The following is a 15,782-nucleotide window of genomic DNA, read 5'->3' as shown; positions in this document are numbered from 1 at the left end:
ACGTCCACAGAGGAGACCGCAATGCAGCGGAGATCCCGCCTGACCGCCGTCCTCAGCGCCGGCGTGTTGCTGGCGGCGCTCGGACCGGCCACGTCCGTCCGGGCCGACGCGCCGGTGAGCAACCGGGCGAGCCTCAAACAAGACCTCTGCTATCAGATCGTCACCGACCGGTTCTTCGACGGGAACACCGGAAACAACAACCCCACGAAGAGCCCCGGGCTGTACGACTCGACCAAGGCCAACTGGAAGCTCTACTGGGGCGGCGACTTCGCCGGCATCCAGGCGAAGCTGGCGTACCTGAAGAACATGGGGGTGACCTCGATCTGGATCTCGCCGCACGTCGACAACATCGACAAGTCGGCGGTCTACGGCGGCACCGCCAACGCCGGCTACCACGGCTACTGGGCGCGCGACTTCAAGAAGACCGAGGAGCACTTCGGCACGCTCGCCGAGTTCGACGCGCTCATCGCGGCCGCGCACAGCAACGGCATCAAGGTGATCATGGACTGGGCGCCGAACCACACGAGCCCGGCCAACCCCGCCGACTCGACGTTCGCCGAGGCGGGCGCGCTCTACGACAACGGCACCTTCCTCGGCAACTACGTCTCCGACCCGAACGGCTACTTCCACCACAACGGCGGCATCACGAACTGGGACGACCGCTACCAGACCCAGTACCTCAACCTCGCCGACCTGGCCGACCTGGAGCAGCAGAACGCCACGGTCAACAACCTGCTCAAGACCGACGCCAACTACTGGATGGACCGCGGGGTCGACGGCGTACGCGTGGACGCGGTCAAGCACATGACGGCGGGCTGGCAGAAGTCCTTCGCCGACACGGTGCTGAGCCACAAGGACACGACCCTGTTCGGCGAGTGGTACCTGGGCAGTCAGTCCGATCCGCTCTACGCCGACAACGTCCGGTTCGCCAACACCAGCGGCATCTCGGTGCTCGACTTCTACATGAACATCGCGATGCGCAACGCGTTCGGCTCGGGCGGCTCGATGACGGCGCTCGACGCGGCGATCACGAAGACCGGTCAGGACTACAAGTACAAGGAAAACCTGATCACCTTCATCGACAACCACGACATGTCGCGCTTCCTGACGCTGAACAACAACCAGTCGCTGCTGCACCAGGCGCTGGCGTTCATGCTGACCGTCCGGGGTACGCCGTGCCTCTACTACGGGACCGAGCAGTACCTGCACAACGACACCAGCGGCGGCGGCGATCCGTGGAACCGGCCGATGATGCCCGGCTTCAGCGAGACGACTACGGCGTACCAGGTGGTCAAGAAGTTGTCGGCGCTGCGCCAGACGAACCCGGCGCTGGCCTGGGGCACCCACCAACAGCGGTGGATGAACAACGACGTCTACATCTACGAGCGCAAGTTCAACAACGACGTCGTCCTCGTGGCGATCAACAAGGGTGCGTCAGCGGCCAACATCACCGGCCTGAACACGGCGCTGCCCGCCGGGACCTATTCCGACCAGCTCACCGGTACGCTCGGCGGCGGCTCGCTGACCGTCACCAGCGGATCCGGCGGCAACAACCCGGCGAACGCGTTCACCTTGAACGCGGGGAACGTGGCCGTGTGGTCCTATCACCCGGGTGAGCCGAGCACGCCGCAGATCGGCAGCGTCGGGCCGACGCTGACCCGGGCCGGGAACACCATCACGGTCGAGGGCCGCGGCTTCGGCGCGAGCGGCACGCTCAAGGTCGGCGGCGTCACCGCGTCGACGACCAGCTGGACCGCGAACCGGATCAAGGCGACCGTCCCCGCCGGCGTCGCGGCCGGGACCGCCTCGGTGACCGTCACGACGAGCGGCGGCACGAGCAACGGCTACGACGTGATCAACGAGTCGGCGGCACAAGTCCCGGTGACCTTCACGGTCACCAACGCCTCACCGACCAGCGTCGGGGACAACATCTACCTGAGCGGTAGCGTCTCCGAACTCGGGAACTGGTCGACGAACAAGTCGGTGGCCATCGGGCCGATGCTCGCGCCGAACTATCCGACCTGGTACGTGACGGCGAGCGTGCCCGCTTGCACGACGATCCAGTTCAAGTTCCTGAAGATCACCTCGGGTGGCGCCGTGACCTGGGAGAACGGGACGAACCACAGTTACACCGCCCCGTGTTCGGGCACCGGCTCGACCACGGTCGGCTGGCAGTACTGACCCTCCGGACTCGTTGATCATGGAGTTTCCGATCGCGACACACTAACTCCATGATCAACGAGCGAGCGGGAGGAAAGCCTGGCCGGGTGGCGCGCCACGGGGGTGCACCACCCGGCCACCGCGCCAACGGGGGAGCCGTCAGCGGGAGTAGACGGCGGTCAGGGTCGCGCGGGCGATCGTCGCGAACGTCAAGTTGAAGCCGACCGCCGCCGGGCTGGCGTCGTCGTCGAGGTCGGTCAGCGGCGAACCCAAGGCGTGCACCGCGAAGATGTAGCGATGCGGGGCGTCGCCGGGCGGCGGGCACGGGCCGCCGTATTCCTTGTCGCCGAAGTCGTTGCGCACGGCGAAGACGCCGTCGGGCAGCCGCCCGTCCACGATCTCGGTGACGTCCGGCGGGAAGCCGACGGCCGACCAGTGCCACCAGCCGCTGCCGGTCGGCGCGTCCGGATCCAAGCAGGTCACGGCGAAGCCGGCCGTCTCGGCCGGGAACCCCGACCAGCGCAGGTGGGGGATGTTGTTCCCGCCGCCGGCGTACGTGTGGACGAAGTCGAGCGGCACCGTCTTGCCCTCGGCCAGATCGTCGCTGACCAGCTCGAACGACGGAACCTCGGGAAGAGCGTCATAGGGGAATTGCGCCTTGGCTCGCATGGGCTCCACCCTAATGGAGATCCGGTACGGTTTCCGGCATGCGCTTCGGACTTCTCGGCACCGGATATTGGGCCACGGAGACTCAGGCGACCGCACTGGCCGCGCATCCGCGGGCGGAGCTGGTCGCCGTGTGGGGACGCGATCCGGCCAAGACGGGTGTGGTCGCCGAGCGGTTCGGGCTTCAGGCGTACGAGCAGGTCGACGACCTGTTGGCCCACGTGGACGCGGTGGCCGTGGCGCTGCCGCCGCACGTGCAGGCGCCGCTGGCCGCGCGGGCTGCGCGGGCCGGCAAGCACCTGTTGCTCGACAAGCCGCTGGCCCTGGACGTCGAGGACGCCGACGACATCGTGGCGGCGACCCGCGAGACGGGCGTCGCCAACCTCGTCTTCTTCACCAACCGGTTCGACCCGGTGGTCAGCGCGGCGCTGGCCGACGCCGAGAAGACCGGCGGCTGGTTCGCGGGCCGCGTCTCGCTGTTCGGCGCGATCGACACGCCGGGCTCGCCCTACGCGCAGTCGCAATGGCGGCACGAGCACGGCGGCCTCTGGGACGTCGGTCCGCACGCGCTCGCGCGGCTGCTGCCGGTGCTGGGCCCGGTGCGTCAGGTGACGGCGCTCGCGGGGACCCGGCTGACCGGGCATGTGTTGCTACGCCACGAATCCGGCGCGGTGAGCGAGATGAGCCTGACGGTCCACGCGCCGCAGGCCGCCGGTCACTTCAGCAACGTCTTCTACGGCGAGTCCGGCATTCTGGAGGTGCCCGGCGGGTCCATCAGCGCCGTCGAGGCGTTCGGCAACGCGGTCGACGAACTGCTCGTGCTGGCGCAGACCCCGGGGGCCGGTCACCCGTGCGACGTGGTCTTCGCAGCTCAAGTGGTACGCATTCTGTTCGCTGCGCTGGAGTCGGTCGAATTCGGTCGCACCATCTCGTTGGGAGCATGAGGGAAGGCCCCGGGCAAGCCCGGGGCCTTCGTCGTCCTGCGTTACTCGGTCAGCTGAGGGGCGGGTAGGCGTTCGCCATCAGCTGCTGGAACTGGGCCGAGAACCATTGACCCGACAGCGGCGCTCCGGGCAGCGCGCCCGACAGGTTGTTGCCGTTGAGGCTGTTACCCGTGTAGGTCGGATCGCACATCCGGTCGAAGCCCTTGCCCTCGTCGTTCGGGATCTCGGTGCTCGAGCCGTCCGACTCGCCCGGCGGCTTGATCCAGACGTACGCGTCCAGGCCGGAGACCGGGTTGGCCCGCGGCCGCTCGCCCATGCCCGCGCCGGCCTGGTTGCACCAGTTACCGGCGTGGATCCGGCGGTCGATCCGCGAGTTGTTCACGAAGGTGTTGACGTCGGTCGACGTGCTCGGGGCGGTCGGCCGGAGAGCCGGACCACCGGCGGCACACGGCGTCTGGACGCAGTTGCCCCAGCCGTTGCGGGAGGTGTCGATCAGCATGCCGAGACCGGACTGGAAGCCCTTCGCCACGAGGGCGTTGCGCAGGCCGATCGCGTACGACTGCTCGTCGACGTACTGGTTCCAGTCGACCCACTTCGACTGGCGGATCGAGGTGCCGTTCACCGTGGTGCTGATGGTGAAGTTCGGCTCGACCGTCGCCGAGGTGTTCGCCGTGTTCGTGATGAAGCCGTCCACACTGGCGACACCGGCGGTGGTGCCGGCGGCGGTCGAGTAGAACAGGTTCACGACCGGCCCGAAGTTGCTGTCCCAACCGAGCCAGGCGTGGTGCCCGGCGTCGATGTACGTGTACACGTTGGGCAGCGCGTGCAGCTTGTTGAGCGCGTACTGGACGCCCTGCACGTAGGCGCCGGTGCTCTGCGCCTCGGAACACTTGGCGAAGCTCAGGTTGGTGATGAGGTTCGGCAGCGAGTCCGGCTCGATGACCGTCGAGATCCGCAGGGCGCGGTACTTGCTGTCGGCCATGATCCCCGCGATCACGTCGATGTACTCGGTCTTGTATCGGGCCAGCCCGTTGTTCGCGATCAGCAGCTCACCGTTGGAGGCCAACGCCGAACAGTCGCGGTTGGGCAGGTCGTAGATGACGAACTCGATGGTCACCGGCGCGCTGCCGTTCGCCGCGTCCTGGGCGACCGCCGCGTCCAGGTGTGCCCGCAGGCCCATGCCGCCGTTCACGCCGTTGATCGCGGCGATCCGGTCCAGCCACACCGCGGTCGACGTGTTCGAGACGCGGCTGCCGCCGGGCTCGGCGTTGGCCTTCGCCTTCCACTCCGGGTTGACGTAGCCGGTCGCCCCCGCGTACGGGTTTTCCACGTGGGTTCCGGGCGGCGGCGGGCTCGACGTGGTGCTCGAGCTCGGCGACGTGCTGGACGACGGCGAGGTGCTCGAGCTGGGCGAGGTGCTCGCCGACGGGGACGAGCTGGCGCTGCTGCTCGCCGACGGCGAGGAGGTGGCGCCGGTGCAGGCCACGCCGTTCAGCGTGAACGCGGTCGGGTTCGGGTTGCTGGTGGTCCAGGCGCCGTTGAACCCGATCTGCGTCGAGGCGTTGGTCGCCAGGGCTCCGTTCCAGCTGAGGCTGGCGGCGTTGACGTGCTGGCCGGACTGCGTCCAGGTGGCGCTCCAGCCCTGCTGGACGCTCTGGCCGGCGGCCGGGAAGTCGAAGCCGAGGTTCCAGCTGCTGATCGCGTCACCGAGGTTGGTGATCGTCGCGTACGCCGTGAACCCACCCGGCCATTGGCTGGACGTGTAGGTGACCCGGCAGCCGGCGGCCGCATTCGCGGAGGACGCCATGGCGACGACGCCGGCCGAGGCCAGGGCGACGACTCCGGCCGTGGCGACCGCCCGGCGTACGGGCGACCGCAACGCCTGCCGGATCCTGCCGTGGAGGGGGACAGATCTCATCAGGACACTCCTTGGGCGTGGAGGAAGTGACCGTCATCATGGCATGGGAACGCTCCCATGGCAACAGGTAGGTAACTACCTGGAAATGACGCGGACCGATCCACTGTGGTCAGTCGACCTCCCTCGCGTCAGGTCGCGCGGTGGGTCTGCCGGACTCGGGGCGGTCGGGGCGATACCGTCAGATCGTGACTAATGGCACGCCGCCTCAGCCGCCGGTTCCCGACGAACCGGGTAAGCGCCGCCGGGCCGGTCGGTTGCCGTTGCTGATCATCGCCCTGGTGGTGGCGATGCTGGCCGCGATCGGCTGCCTGGCCGGACTGATCGTCGTCGTGCAGAAGGACCGCCGGCCGCCTCCTCCGCCGCCGATGATCTCGCCGTCGCCGCGGCCCAGCGAGGGGCCCACCACCCCGGGCGGCGGGCCGAGCGGAACCGACACCGACGGACCGCCGGGCAACGCGCTCTTCCGCTGGTGACTCAGGCGTTTCCGGCTGGTCACGGCTGAACGGCTCGCGGCTCGGGTGCTTCGCGGCTCCGGCGTTTCGCGACTCAGGCGTTTCCGGCGCCGAGGGCTCGGCGTACCGGGGTCAGGCGGAGCAGCCGGACGATCTCCGCGGGGAGGACGGCGGCGGCGGCCGGTGACTCGGCCGTCCGCACCATCGCGTACGCCACCGCGGTGAACGGCTGCTCGCGGGCGGTGTCGAGCAGCTCCACGGCCAGCTCGGGTTCGCCTAGTCGCCGGGCGCGGTCCCACATCCGAAGACAGCGTTCGATCGTCGTACGCGCGGCGAGCCGGCCTCGGGTCAGGATCGGCCGGTTGAGCCCGCAGACCTCGATGGTCGCCTCGCCCCGGGCGGTGAGCCCGACGTAGGACCCGGTCGTCAGGGACAGCCGCAGATGGTCGGCCGGGTCGTCGACGGTCGGGTCGACGAGCAGCGGATTGCCCTCGGCGTCCAGCGGGAACCGGTCGCGTTTGTAGTGCCCGTTGCAGATCGAGCAGGCCAGCAGGTGGTTGAGCCAGTCGAAGGTACGCAACGGGTTACGCGACAGCGGCTCGAAGTGGTCCACATCGGAACCCTGGTTGTCGCCGCAGTACATGCACCGTTCCAGCCCCGGCGCCATCCCGCCCAGCGCCTGCCGGATCGTCGGGCGTACCGTGCGATCCCGGGACCAGATGCGGCGGGCCTCGGCCGACCGGCGCGGGCCGGGAACGGCGGCGATCCTCTCGGTCAGGTCGATCATGCGGGCCAGGGCGTCGGTCGGGAGTTCGGGGCGCCGCAGGGGAATCACGCGCGCCGCTCCCGCAGGTACGCCGCCCGCCGCCGCAGCCGGGCCCGGACTTCCTCGCTCCGCGCCTCGGGGGAGCTGGTCAGCAGCGCTCGTAGATCGGTGAAGCGCTCGGCCTGTGCCGCGCTGGCCGTCCCGTCGAGCACCGCCATCTCCAGCGCGACCAGTTCCTCCCGCAGCCGTCTGGCCCCGTCGGAGTACGGCGAGACCACGCCGAACAGCTCGGACTGGGCGGCGTCGTCGCCGCTGCCGAAGATCACCCGGTGCAGCAGGTTGTCGTCGGCTCGGAACGGCGTACGCCCCGGGTCGAGCCGGATCGCGACGTCGGCCGCCTGACAGGCGTACGGGCTGTGGGTCGCCACCACGAACTGCACCCCCGGGAACGCCTCCTTCAGGCGGAACCCCACCGCCCGCTGCGCGACCAGGTCGAGGTGCGCCTCGGGCTCGTCGATCAGCACCAGCCCCTCGGCGTCGGCCTCCGCCCGCGAGGCGAGGTCGTCGAGCAGCACGGCGACCCGGTCGCCGGCCGGCAAGGCGCGGTCGGCGGAGTAGAAGGCCAGGACGCGCGGGGCCGGTTCGACGACCTCGGGATCGCCGTCGGCCATCCTCGTGAGCAGGGCTGATTTGCCCGCGCCGTTCGGGCCGGTGAGCACCACCCAGCCCGGATACGTCCCATCCGGCTGGGACAGCTCCAGCCACCGGGCGCCGGACCGGTCGGCAGGCGGTCGGATGCGCTGGGCGTACATGATGATGAGCGTAACGGTAGGTTCGTCGCATGAGTGAGTTGACGACGCGCCCGGCCGACGCCCAAGAGACCGAGACCTGGCGTGAGCTGTGGATGGACCGCCTGACCGGATACGCCGCACGGACCCGGCGGCCGGTGCGGACCGAGCAGGCGGCCAAGCGCCGGGAGAAGGCCGACGAGGCCGTGCTGCTGCGTCTGCTCGACGGCGAGACGCCGGTGGGCTACCTGAGCCTGATCCGGTTCACCGAAGACGGTGGCCAGGTGGTGATCCTGGAGGACCTCCAGATCGAGGAGCCCTACCGGCGGCGAGGTCACGGCCGGGCCGCGCTCGGGATCGCGCGCGAGTGGGCGCGCGGCCGATCGCCCCGGGTCAGCCTCGGCGCCGACCCGACCGACCCCGCGCAGCAGGCGCTGTTCCGCGACGTCCCGCTCGGCTCCCAGAACATGCACAAGGACCTCGGCGACCGGCCGTCGCTGCCGGCCGGGGTGACCGTCCGCCGGATGTCCGCGGACGAGTTCGGTCCGTGGTGGACCGAGCAGCTGGCCGGGTACGCCGAGTCGTTCGTCCTCAACGGACTGCTGACCGAGGAGCAGGCCCGGGAACGGGCCGAGCGGCAGTCGGGCGAACTGCTGCCGTCCGGATTGGACACTCCCGGGCATGACATCTACACGATCGTCGCCGAGGACAAGCCGGTGGCGTCCATCTGGGTCTGCCACGAGGTCGAGCCGGACACGAGCTTCGTCTTCGACGTGGTGGTGGAGGACGGCCACCGCGGCAAGGGCTACGGCCGGGCCGCGATGCTGGCCGCCGAACAGTCCGCGCTCGACGCCGGCAGTCACGTGCTGGGGCTGAACGTGTTCGGGCACAACGAGGTCGCGCTGCGCCTCTACACGAGCCTGGGCTACCGGCCGACCAGCCAGATGCGCACGATGACCGTCTAGGGCCCGGCGGTGCTGCAGCTCATCACGAAAGCGGTCACCGACCGCGGCGCGCAAGGCATCGCCGCCGCGGTCAGCCGCCTCGTGCACAGTGGTGAGCTGCCCGCCGGCGTCCGGCTGCCCACCGTACGCGCGATCGCCCGGGAACTCGGGGTCAGCCCGACGACGGTCAGCGAGGCGTGGAGCTGGCTGACCCGAGCCGGGCTGGTCGCCACCCGGGGCAGGTCGGGGACGGTCGTGCTCGGCGACGACGGACTGCGGTCCCGGATGCGGTACGCCCGGCTGGCGCCCGGGGTCGCCGCCGCCACCGACCTGTCGACCGGCGTACCGGATCATGAGTTGCTGCCCGACCTCACGGAGTCGCTGCGCCGGCTCGGCGCGAAACCGCTGACGAGCAGTTACCTGGACGCTCCCGTGCTCCCCGCGCTGGAAGCGCACCTGCTCGACCACTGGCCGTACGCCGCCCAGCAGCTCACCGTCGTGGACGGCGCACTCGACGCTCTCGACCGGATCATGCGAGCCCATCTTCGGTTCGGCGACCGCGTACTGGTGGAGAACCCGACCTTCCCGCCGATCCTCGACCTCGTCGACTCGGCCGGGGCCACCGCCGTCCCGCTCACCTTGGATCGCCAGGGCATCATGCCGTCCTCCTTGAAGGCCGAGCTCACCTCCGGGGCGCTGATGCTGATCCTCCAGCCCCGGGCCCACAACCCGACCGGGCTCTCCATGACCAGCCGGCGCGCCGCCGAACTCGCCGGCCTGCTGGAGGAGCACCCGGCGGTGATCATCGTCGAAGACGACCACGCCGCCGACATCACCAGTGCGCCACCGGTGTCACTGGGCCGCTTCCTGCCGGGGCGTACCGTCCGCATCCGCAGTTTCGCCAAAAGCCTCGGACCGGATCTGCGGCTCGCCGCGATAGGCGGACCGGCCTCAGCGCTCGCGCCCGTGGTGGACCGGCGGATGCTCGGTCCCGGCTGGTCGAGCCGTCTCCTTCAGCACGTCCTGCTAGACCTGCTCACCACGCCGTCGACGGCGGTGCTCCTGGAGAACGCCCGGACGGAGTACGCTCGCCGCCGGCTCGCCCTGCTCGCCGCACTCGCCCAAGAAGGCGCGGTCGCGACCGCCGACGACGGGATCAACCTCTGGCTGGAGGTGGCCGACGAACGCGCCGCACTCGTCGCCCTGGCCGCCCACGGGATCGCCGTCGCACCCGGCGTCCCCTTCGAAGCCGCACCGCTCGGCCAGGACCACGTACGCGTGACCGTCGGACTGGTCCGCGACGGGTTTCCCGAGCTGGCCGCCGTTCTCGCCGCGGCCGCTCGGGCTGTTCCTCGCGGGGGTGCGCGGTCACGCTCGTTGCCTCGCGGCACCCGCTGACCCACCCCGTTCCCCCTCCTCTCGCCTTCCCGTGAGCGCTGGATCAGGGTTCCCGGTCGAATCTTGAGCCAAGATTCGACCGGGAACCCTGATCCAGCGCGGGAATGCGGGTCGTGTGTCGGAATGCGGGCACTGCCGGGGTGGGTGCGGGGTGTTCAGTGCGGCGAAGTCCCGGGCCGGCTCCTTGGCGGGCACCGGGGTGGACTCGTCACTCATGATCGGTACTCCTGACTGCGCGGCGCTCGCCGTCGTGAGGTAGAGGACGGCGTGGGGGCCGAGCGTGAGCGAGGCCCACCCGTCCGAGTCGGCGAAGGCGGAGCCGAGGTTGCCCGCCCCAGAACCCCCGTAGCAGGTGGCGTCGGTGTTGAGCATCTCGCGCCACGTGCCCGGGGCGGGCAGCCGAATCCGGTATCCGGAGTGTGGCACCCCGGCGAAGTTGGCCACGCAGACGACGGGCGCGCCTTCGTGTGAACGGCGAGCGAAGGCGACCACATTGGACGCTGGGTCGGAGTGCAGCCACTGCCAGCCGTCCGGCGAGGTGTCCAGTTCCCACAACGCCGGCTGCGCCCGGTAGAGCGAGTTGAGGTCACGGACCAGCGATTCGACGCCGCCCACCAGCGGATCGGCCCGGACGGACCAGTCGAGCCCCCAGGCCTCGCTCCACTCGTGTTCCACGGCCAGCTCGGCGCCCATGAAGACGAGCTTCTTGCCCGGGAACGCCCACATGTACGCCAGCAGCCCGCGTAATCCGGCGACGCGTTGCCACCGGTCGCCGGGCAGTTTGCCGGCCAGGGATCGTTTGCCGTGCACCACCTCGTCGTGGCTCAACGGCAGCAGGAACTGCTCGTCGAAGGCGTACAGGCCGGGCAGGGTCAGCTGGTCGTGGCGTTCGTGCCGCCACAACGGGTCCTGCTCGGCGTAGGACAGCGTGTCGTGCATCCAGCCCATGTTCCATTTGAGACCGAAGCCCAGCCCGCCCCAGTCGACCGGCCGGGACACCGACGGCCAGGCGGTCGACTCCTCGGCGATCATCACGACGCCCGGGTGGTCGGCGTACACGGCGGCGTTGAGGTCGCGGAGGAAGTCGACGGCCTCCAGATGAGTGTTGCCGCCGTAGATGTTCGGCGTCCATTCGCCCGGTTGCCGGGAGTAGTCCAGGTAGAGCAGCGAGGCGACGGCGTCCACCCGCAGGCCGTCGACGTGGAACTCCTCGCACCAGTAGCGGGCGTTGGCGATGAGGAAGTTGCGTACCTCGGGTCGTCCGTAGTCGAACACGAGGCTGCCCCAGTCCGGATGCTCGCCCCGGCGCGGATCGGGATGCTCGTAGAGCGGGGTGCCGTCGAACCGGGCCAGCGCCCAGTCGTCCTTCGGGAAGTGGGCGGGCACCCAGTCCAGCAACACGCCGATCCCCGCCTGGTGCAGGGCGTCGATCAGCTGGCGGAAGTCGTCGGGCGTACCGAGGCGCGCGTCCGGCGCGTAATAGCCGGTCACCTGATAACCCCAGCTCGGGCCATAGGGATGGGCCATCACGGGCAGGAACTCGACGTGGGTGAAACCGAGGTCGGCGACGTGCTCGGTCAGCTGCGTGGCCAGCTCGCGATAGGACAGCCCGGGCCGCCACGATCCCAGGTGGACCTCGTAGACGCTCATCGGCCGCCGGTGGTGCTCACCCGGGCGATCCTTCATCCAGGCGTCGTCGCCCCACTGATACTCGCTGGTCCAGATCTCCGACGCGGTGTCCGGCGGCGTCTGGGCGCGGCGCGCCATCGGGTCGGCCTTGTCGCGCCACACCCCGTCCGCGCCGAGAATCCGGTACTTGTATCGCTGTCCGCGCCGGGCCTGGTCCGCGGTTCCGCTCCAGACCCCGCTGGGTCCCTGCTTCTCCAGGGATACGCCGTCAGCAGCGCCCCAGCCGGTGAAGTCGCCGACGACGCGGACTTCACGGGCGTTCGGAGCCCACACGGCGAACCGGCAGCCGCCGTCGGCTGCCTCATGTGCGCCCAGCACGGTCCACAGTTGCTCATGACGGCCCTGGGCGAACAGATACAGATCGAGATCGGTCGGCTGCTTCATGCGTACAACAGATTCACGCCGGCGGGGACGGAGAGCTGGGGGAGGGTCCCGACCTGGACCCCGACGGTGCTGCTGGTGCCCGCCCGCCGGTACGCCGCCGCGGTGCGCGTGGCGATCCCGTGCCACGCGTAGCGTTCGCGGAGGACGAGCCGCCCGTGTTCGACCATGCGCCGCGCGCCGGACCGATCCGCGAGCAGACCGCCGACCGCCGTGGCCAGGGCTTCTGGATCGCTGTGCGGGAAGGTGACCCCGTTGACCCCAGGCTCGACGATCTCGGCCAGTCCGCCGGTGGCCGCCACGGCGAGCGGCGCGCCCGCGGCGGCGGCCTCCAGCGCGACCATGCCGAACGGCTCGTAGAGGCTCGGGACGACGGTGGCGTCGGTGGCGCCGAGAACGGCGGGCAGCTCACCGGCGTTCAGGAAGCCGGTGAACGTGACGCTCGTGCCGAGCCGGAGCTTGGCGGCCTGCTCCTGCAGTTCGCTGCGGAAGGGACCGTCGCCGGAGATGACCACGCGGAGCCCAGGGTGCTCGGCGCGCAGTTGTGGGATGGCGCCGACCAGGTGCTGGACGCCCTTCTCGTAGACGAGCCGCCCGGCGAACCCGACGAGTGGACCCTTCCCGCCGAGCCGGGCCCGGGCCTTGGCCACCGCCTCCGGCGCGGCCGTCCAGGCACGGTCGTCGACGCCGTTCGGGATGACCTCGACCCGGTCGAGCGACGGTTCCCAGAGCTTGCCGACCTCCCACTTCATGTACTCGGAGCAGACGAGCACCCGGTTCGCCTCGTGGGTGAGCCACCACTCGACGGAGTGGATGCATTTGTTCATCTCCTCCGGCAGCCAGCCCTGGTGCCGGCCGGCCTCGGTCGCGTGGATCGTCGCGACCAGCGGGATGCCGAGATGTTCCTTGAGCGTCACGGCGGTGTGCGTGACGAGCCAGTCGTGCGCGTGGATCACGTCGTACGCCGAGTCCCCGCCGGTCGCGCGCAGCGCCGCCCGGGTCAGCGTGTGGTTGAACGCCATCGTCCAGGCCAGCAACGACGGCGTCGCGAGCGGGAACTGCGGCGGGTCCTCCGGGGCGCGGACGACGCGTACGCCCTCGACCACCTCGTCGAGCGGAGCGCCCGGCGCGTGCCGGGTCACCACGGTGACGTCGTGCCCGACCGCGACGAGGGAGGTGGCCAGCGCGTGGACGTGCCGGCCAAGGCCGCCGACGACCAGCGGCGGGTACTCCCAGGAGAGCATCAGGACGCGAAGCGGCTTCGCCCGGCCGGCCCCGCCGGCTCCCGTGCCGACGGTGCCGGTGGCTCGCGCCTCGCCGACGGCTCCAGTGGTGAGTTGATCCATGACAAGCGACATACCGGCCCCCAGGGTGAACGCGCCCCGCCCGTGCACACGACACCAGGCACCTGACCAGGCGCCTGGTGGTTCGACGGGGTGCCTCTATCCTCGCTGATCAGGCGTTACCGGCGGAGAAGTTCAGGTTTCCGGAATGTAACGTTCGCCTTGCTAGGGCGTTTCGTCCGGCGTGTCACTCGGTCACGCGTGTCGTCTCGCGCTGCTGCGTTGGGCGCTGGATCAGGGATCTGTGTCGAATCTTGGTCCAAGATTCGGCCGGGAACCGTGATCCAGCGGCAAAGGGTGGGCGGCCGACGGTATGACGGCTAGGTGACACGTGTCGTCTCCGCGACGGACCAGGCCTGGAAGGGACACCCGGTCGCCCCGTGGGGCGCGTCGCCGTCGGCGGTCTCGCTCACCGAGCCGAGGCCGTAGTCGGTCCGGTGGGCCTCGATCCCACTGCCGTCCACCTCGAGGCCGACTTTCGCGGCGGCGTCGTGCAGCGGGCCGAGCAGCCACGGCCACACCGTTCCCTGGTGGTATGCGCCGTCGCGCTCGGCGGGCGTACCCCGATGACGTCCCCGGTAGCCGTCGGCCTCCGGTGACAGACTGCGCAAGCCCATCGGCGTGAGCAGGTGGTCCATCAGGCGGCGCAACGGCTCGGGCTCCGGAGTGAGCGGCGCATAGGGGAGCGACCAGGCGAGGAGCTGGTTCGGCCGGACTCCCGGGTCACGTCCGATTCGCTGGCCGGGTCGGGTTCGCTGGTCGGGTCGGGTTCGCCGGTCGGGTCGAGTTCGCTGGTCGGGCTCGTCGAGCACGTCGTGGAGGAGGCCGTCCTCGCGCGGGAACCTCGCCTGGAAGGACTCTCTGGCCCGGTCGTGCAACCGCCGATAGCCGTCCTCGGGCCAGCGCTCAGCCAAGCCGGCCAGCCCGTTGACCCACAGCGCGTTGACGTCCACCGCCTTGCCCGCCCGCTGGGTCACCGGCACCCCGTCGACTCGGGCGTCCATCCAGGTCAACGCCTCGCCGTCGGCCCCCTGGCTCAGCAGGCCGTCGACGGGGTCCATCCTGATCGCGTACCGGGTGCCCCAGGTGTGGTGGTCCACGACCGACCGCAGCTGCGGCCGCAACTCCTCGGCCAGATCCGGGTCCAGCCGCGCATGACGGTCGACCGCGTGCAGGAACCACAGCGTGGCGTCGGCGGTGTTGTACTCCCGGGACCCCGTGTCGCAGGTGTTCGCCAGCATGCCCTCGCTGAGCGTGGCCGCGTAGTCCCGCAGCAACTCACGGCCCTCGTCGAGGCGTCCGGTCGCCAGGAAGAGCCCCTCATAGGAGATCATCGTGTCCCGGCCCCAGGCCCCGAACCACGGATAGCCCGCGACGACGTCCGGGCCGGTCGGCGTACGGATGACGAACTGGTCGGCGGCCCGGTCGTCGCCCAGCCGCCGTCCCCGGTCGCGGGCCAGCTCGACGGTCGTCTCGGCGGGCTCGACGCGGGTGCCCTCAGCGGACGCGGTCACCCCGATGGCCTGCCCGGGTCGGTCGAGGCGACCGGCGTACTCCCCGAAGTGCCACAGGTCCTCGACCGGAGTGAGGCCCCGCGCCGCTTCCTCGCGATGGCGTACGCCGAACCACCACTCGCCCTTCGCCCGCCACTCCGCGTCCCCCTGTACGCGGTAAGCCCTCTCGACGACCACCCCGTCGGCCGTCGTCACGCTCTCGGGCGGTGGACCCTGCGCGGTCCGTTCACCGTGGACGTCCCGCCAGGTGCCGAGCACGGCGAGGGTCAGCTCGACCGGGCCGCCGCTGACCAGCCGGTGCACCACGGCGACCGCCGGTTCCCCGTGCCGCATCGCGATCTCCCGCTCGATCACCACCGAGCCGATCTGCCATCGCCACCGGGGTATGCCGTCCGCAAGGTCGAACGTGGCCAGCAGCTCGTGCCCGCGCGGATCGAGCGTGCCGTCGGCCCACTCGTGTACGCCCAACCGCACACTGCGGCCCGATTCGAGGGTGACCGTCGCGTCCAGACTCGCCAGCCCGAGCCGCCGCCGAGCCGGCCCGTGCACCGGATCGGCCACCACCAGCAGCCCGTGATAGCGGCGCGTACGCAGGCCGGAGACGGTGCCCATGGCGTACCCGCCGAGGCCGTCGGTCACCAGCCATTCGCGTCGCGCGCCCTCGGACAGGTCGGTGCAGAGCTGCGGTCCGAACCGGATCGTCATACCTCCGATTATCGGCTGCTCTTCCAACCCCAGGCGTGTGTTGATCGTCGGCGGCCGCCAATCTTGGCAGTTTGCGCCCCGATGATCGTCGGCTGCCGCCGATAATGGGGCTCT

At 70.3% G+C, this 15,782-nt stretch carries 12 protein-coding genes; 5 read left to right on the top strand and 7 right to left on the bottom strand.

Translation table 11 applies throughout. The features are described 5' to 3' along the window. The first annotated feature begins 21 nt into the window (after positions 1-21). A complete protein-coding gene (locus tag AB0H43_RS15480; protein WP_359999995.1) occupies positions 22-2,181 on the top strand; it encodes an alpha-amylase family glycosyl hydrolase in 2,160 nt (719 codons plus the stop codon). 138 nt (positions 2,182-2,319) lie between these two features. On the opposite strand, the gene AB0H43_RS15475 is transcribed toward AB0H43_RS15480, so the two are convergent. Continuing rightward, the gene (locus AB0H43_RS15475) at positions 2,320-2,829 is read right to left on the bottom strand and encodes a YbhB/YbcL family Raf kinase inhibitor-like protein (RefSeq protein WP_359999994.1); all 510 of its coding nucleotides are present in this window, start codon (positions 2,827-2,829) and stop codon (positions 2,320-2,322) included. Between the two features lie 38 nt (positions 2,830-2,867). Here AB0H43_RS15475 and AB0H43_RS15470 point away from each other — a divergent pair, with 38 nt between their 5' ends. Next, entirely contained in the window at positions 2,868-3,770 is a 903-nt protein-coding gene (locus AB0H43_RS15470) for a Gfo/Idh/MocA family oxidoreductase (protein WP_359999993.1), read from the top strand. A 49-nt stretch (positions 3,771-3,819) separates the two neighbouring features. On the opposite strand, the gene AB0H43_RS15465 is transcribed toward AB0H43_RS15470, so the two are convergent. Further along, positions 3,820-5,688 (bottom strand): glycoside hydrolase family 6 protein, encoded by a 1,869-nt coding sequence (locus AB0H43_RS15465; protein ID WP_359999992.1) that lies wholly within the window; start codon positions 5,686-5,688, stop codon positions 3,820-3,822. A 185-nt stretch (positions 5,689-5,873) separates the two neighbouring features. Between AB0H43_RS15465 and AB0H43_RS15460 the strand changes: the two genes are divergently transcribed. Beyond that, complete coding sequence (locus AB0H43_RS15460) at positions 5,874-6,161, top strand: hypothetical protein (protein WP_359999991.1); 288 nt, start codon at positions 5,874-5,876, stop codon at positions 6,159-6,161. A 73-nt stretch (positions 6,162-6,234) separates the two neighbouring features. On the opposite strand, the gene AB0H43_RS15455 is transcribed toward AB0H43_RS15460, so the two are convergent. Then, positions 6,235-6,975: an HNH endonuclease gene (locus tag AB0H43_RS15455; protein WP_359999990.1), complete on the bottom strand. Its 741-nt coding sequence runs from the start codon at positions 6,973-6,975 to the stop codon at positions 6,235-6,237. Next, positions 6,972-7,718, bottom strand: a complete 747-nt coding sequence (locus AB0H43_RS15450; protein WP_359999989.1) for an AAA family ATPase — start codon at positions 7,716-7,718, stop codon at positions 6,972-6,974. The genes AB0H43_RS15455 and AB0H43_RS15450 overlap by 4 nt, the downstream gene beginning before the upstream one ends. 29 nt (positions 7,719-7,747) lie before the next feature. On the opposite strand from AB0H43_RS15450, the gene AB0H43_RS15445 reads away from it, so the two are divergent. Both AB0H43_RS15445 and AB0H43_RS15440 read left to right on the top strand, forming a co-directional pair. Continuing rightward, positions 7,748-8,659 carry a GNAT family N-acetyltransferase gene (locus tag AB0H43_RS15445; RefSeq protein ID WP_359999988.1) on the top strand — a complete coding sequence of 304 codons (912 nt, stop codon included), beginning with the start codon at positions 7,748-7,750 and terminating at the stop codon, positions 8,657-8,659. A gap of 9 nt (positions 8,660-8,668) precedes the next feature. Continuing rightward, entirely contained in the window at positions 8,669-10,036 is a 1,368-nt protein-coding gene (locus tag AB0H43_RS15440) for an aminotransferase class I/II-fold pyridoxal phosphate-dependent enzyme (protein WP_359999987.1), read from the top strand. Here the strand turns inward: AB0H43_RS15440 and glgB are convergent. From glgB to AB0H43_RS15425, 3 genes are all read right to left on the bottom strand, one after another. Beyond that, positions 10,007-12,109 (bottom strand): 1,4-alpha-glucan branching protein GlgB, encoded by a 2,103-nt coding sequence (gene glgB, locus AB0H43_RS15435; protein WP_359999986.1) that lies wholly within the window; start codon positions 12,107-12,109, stop codon positions 10,007-10,009. The genes AB0H43_RS15440 and glgB overlap by 30 nt on opposite strands. After that, positions 12,106-13,350: a glycosyltransferase family 4 protein gene (locus AB0H43_RS15430; RefSeq protein WP_360000354.1), complete on the bottom strand. Its 1,245-nt coding sequence runs from the start codon at positions 13,348-13,350 to the stop codon at positions 12,106-12,108. The genes glgB and AB0H43_RS15430 overlap by 4 nt, the downstream gene beginning before the upstream one ends. Positions 13,351-13,769: 419 nt before the next feature. Then, the gene (locus AB0H43_RS15425) at positions 13,770-15,668 is read right to left on the bottom strand and encodes an amylo-alpha-1,6-glucosidase (RefSeq protein WP_359999985.1); all 1,899 of its coding nucleotides are present in this window, start codon (positions 15,666-15,668) and stop codon (positions 13,770-13,772) included. Between the last annotated feature and the right edge of the window lie 114 nt (positions 15,669-15,782).

The sequence above is a fragment of the Hamadaea sp. NPDC050747 genome (assembly GCF_040654195.1).
Classification (GTDB): Bacteria; Actinomycetota; Actinomycetes; order Mycobacteriales; family Micromonosporaceae; genus Hamadaea.
This window is presented reverse-complemented; position numbering and strand designations above follow the sequence as displayed.

What these genes read in the sequence shown, in the direction of transcription:
- AB0H43_RS15480 (WP_359999995.1), top strand. Translation starts at nt 22, where the DNA reads ATGCAGCGGAGATCCCGCCTGACCGCCGTCCTCAGCGCCGGCGTGTTG.
- AB0H43_RS15475 (WP_359999994.1), bottom strand. Translation starts at nt 2,829, where the DNA reads ATGCGAGCCAAGGCGCAATTCCCCTATGACGCTCTTCCCGAGGTTCCG.
- AB0H43_RS15470 (WP_359999993.1), top strand. Translation starts at nt 2,868, where the DNA reads ATGCGCTTCGGACTTCTCGGCACCGGATATTGGGCCACGGAGACTCAG.
- AB0H43_RS15465 (WP_359999992.1), bottom strand. Translation starts at nt 5,688, where the DNA reads ATGAGATCTGTCCCCCTCCACGGCAGGATCCGGCAGGCGTTGCGGTCG.
- AB0H43_RS15450 (WP_359999989.1), bottom strand. Translation starts at nt 7,718, where the DNA reads ATGTACGCCCAGCGCATCCGACCGCCTGCCGACCGGTCCGGCGCCCGG.
- AB0H43_RS15445 (WP_359999988.1), top strand. Translation starts at nt 7,748, where the DNA reads ATGAGTGAGTTGACGACGCGCCCGGCCGACGCCCAAGAGACCGAGACC.
- glgB (WP_359999986.1), bottom strand. Translation starts at nt 12,109, where the DNA reads ATGAAGCAGCCGACCGATCTCGATCTGTATCTGTTCGCCCAGGGCCGT.
- AB0H43_RS15430 (WP_360000354.1), bottom strand. Translation starts at nt 13,350, where the DNA reads ATGCTCTCCTGGGAGTACCCGCCGCTGGTCGTCGGCGGCCTTGGCCGG.
- AB0H43_RS15425 (WP_359999985.1), bottom strand. Translation starts at nt 15,668, where the DNA reads ATGACGATCCGGTTCGGACCGCAGCTCTGCACCGACCTGTCCGAGGGC.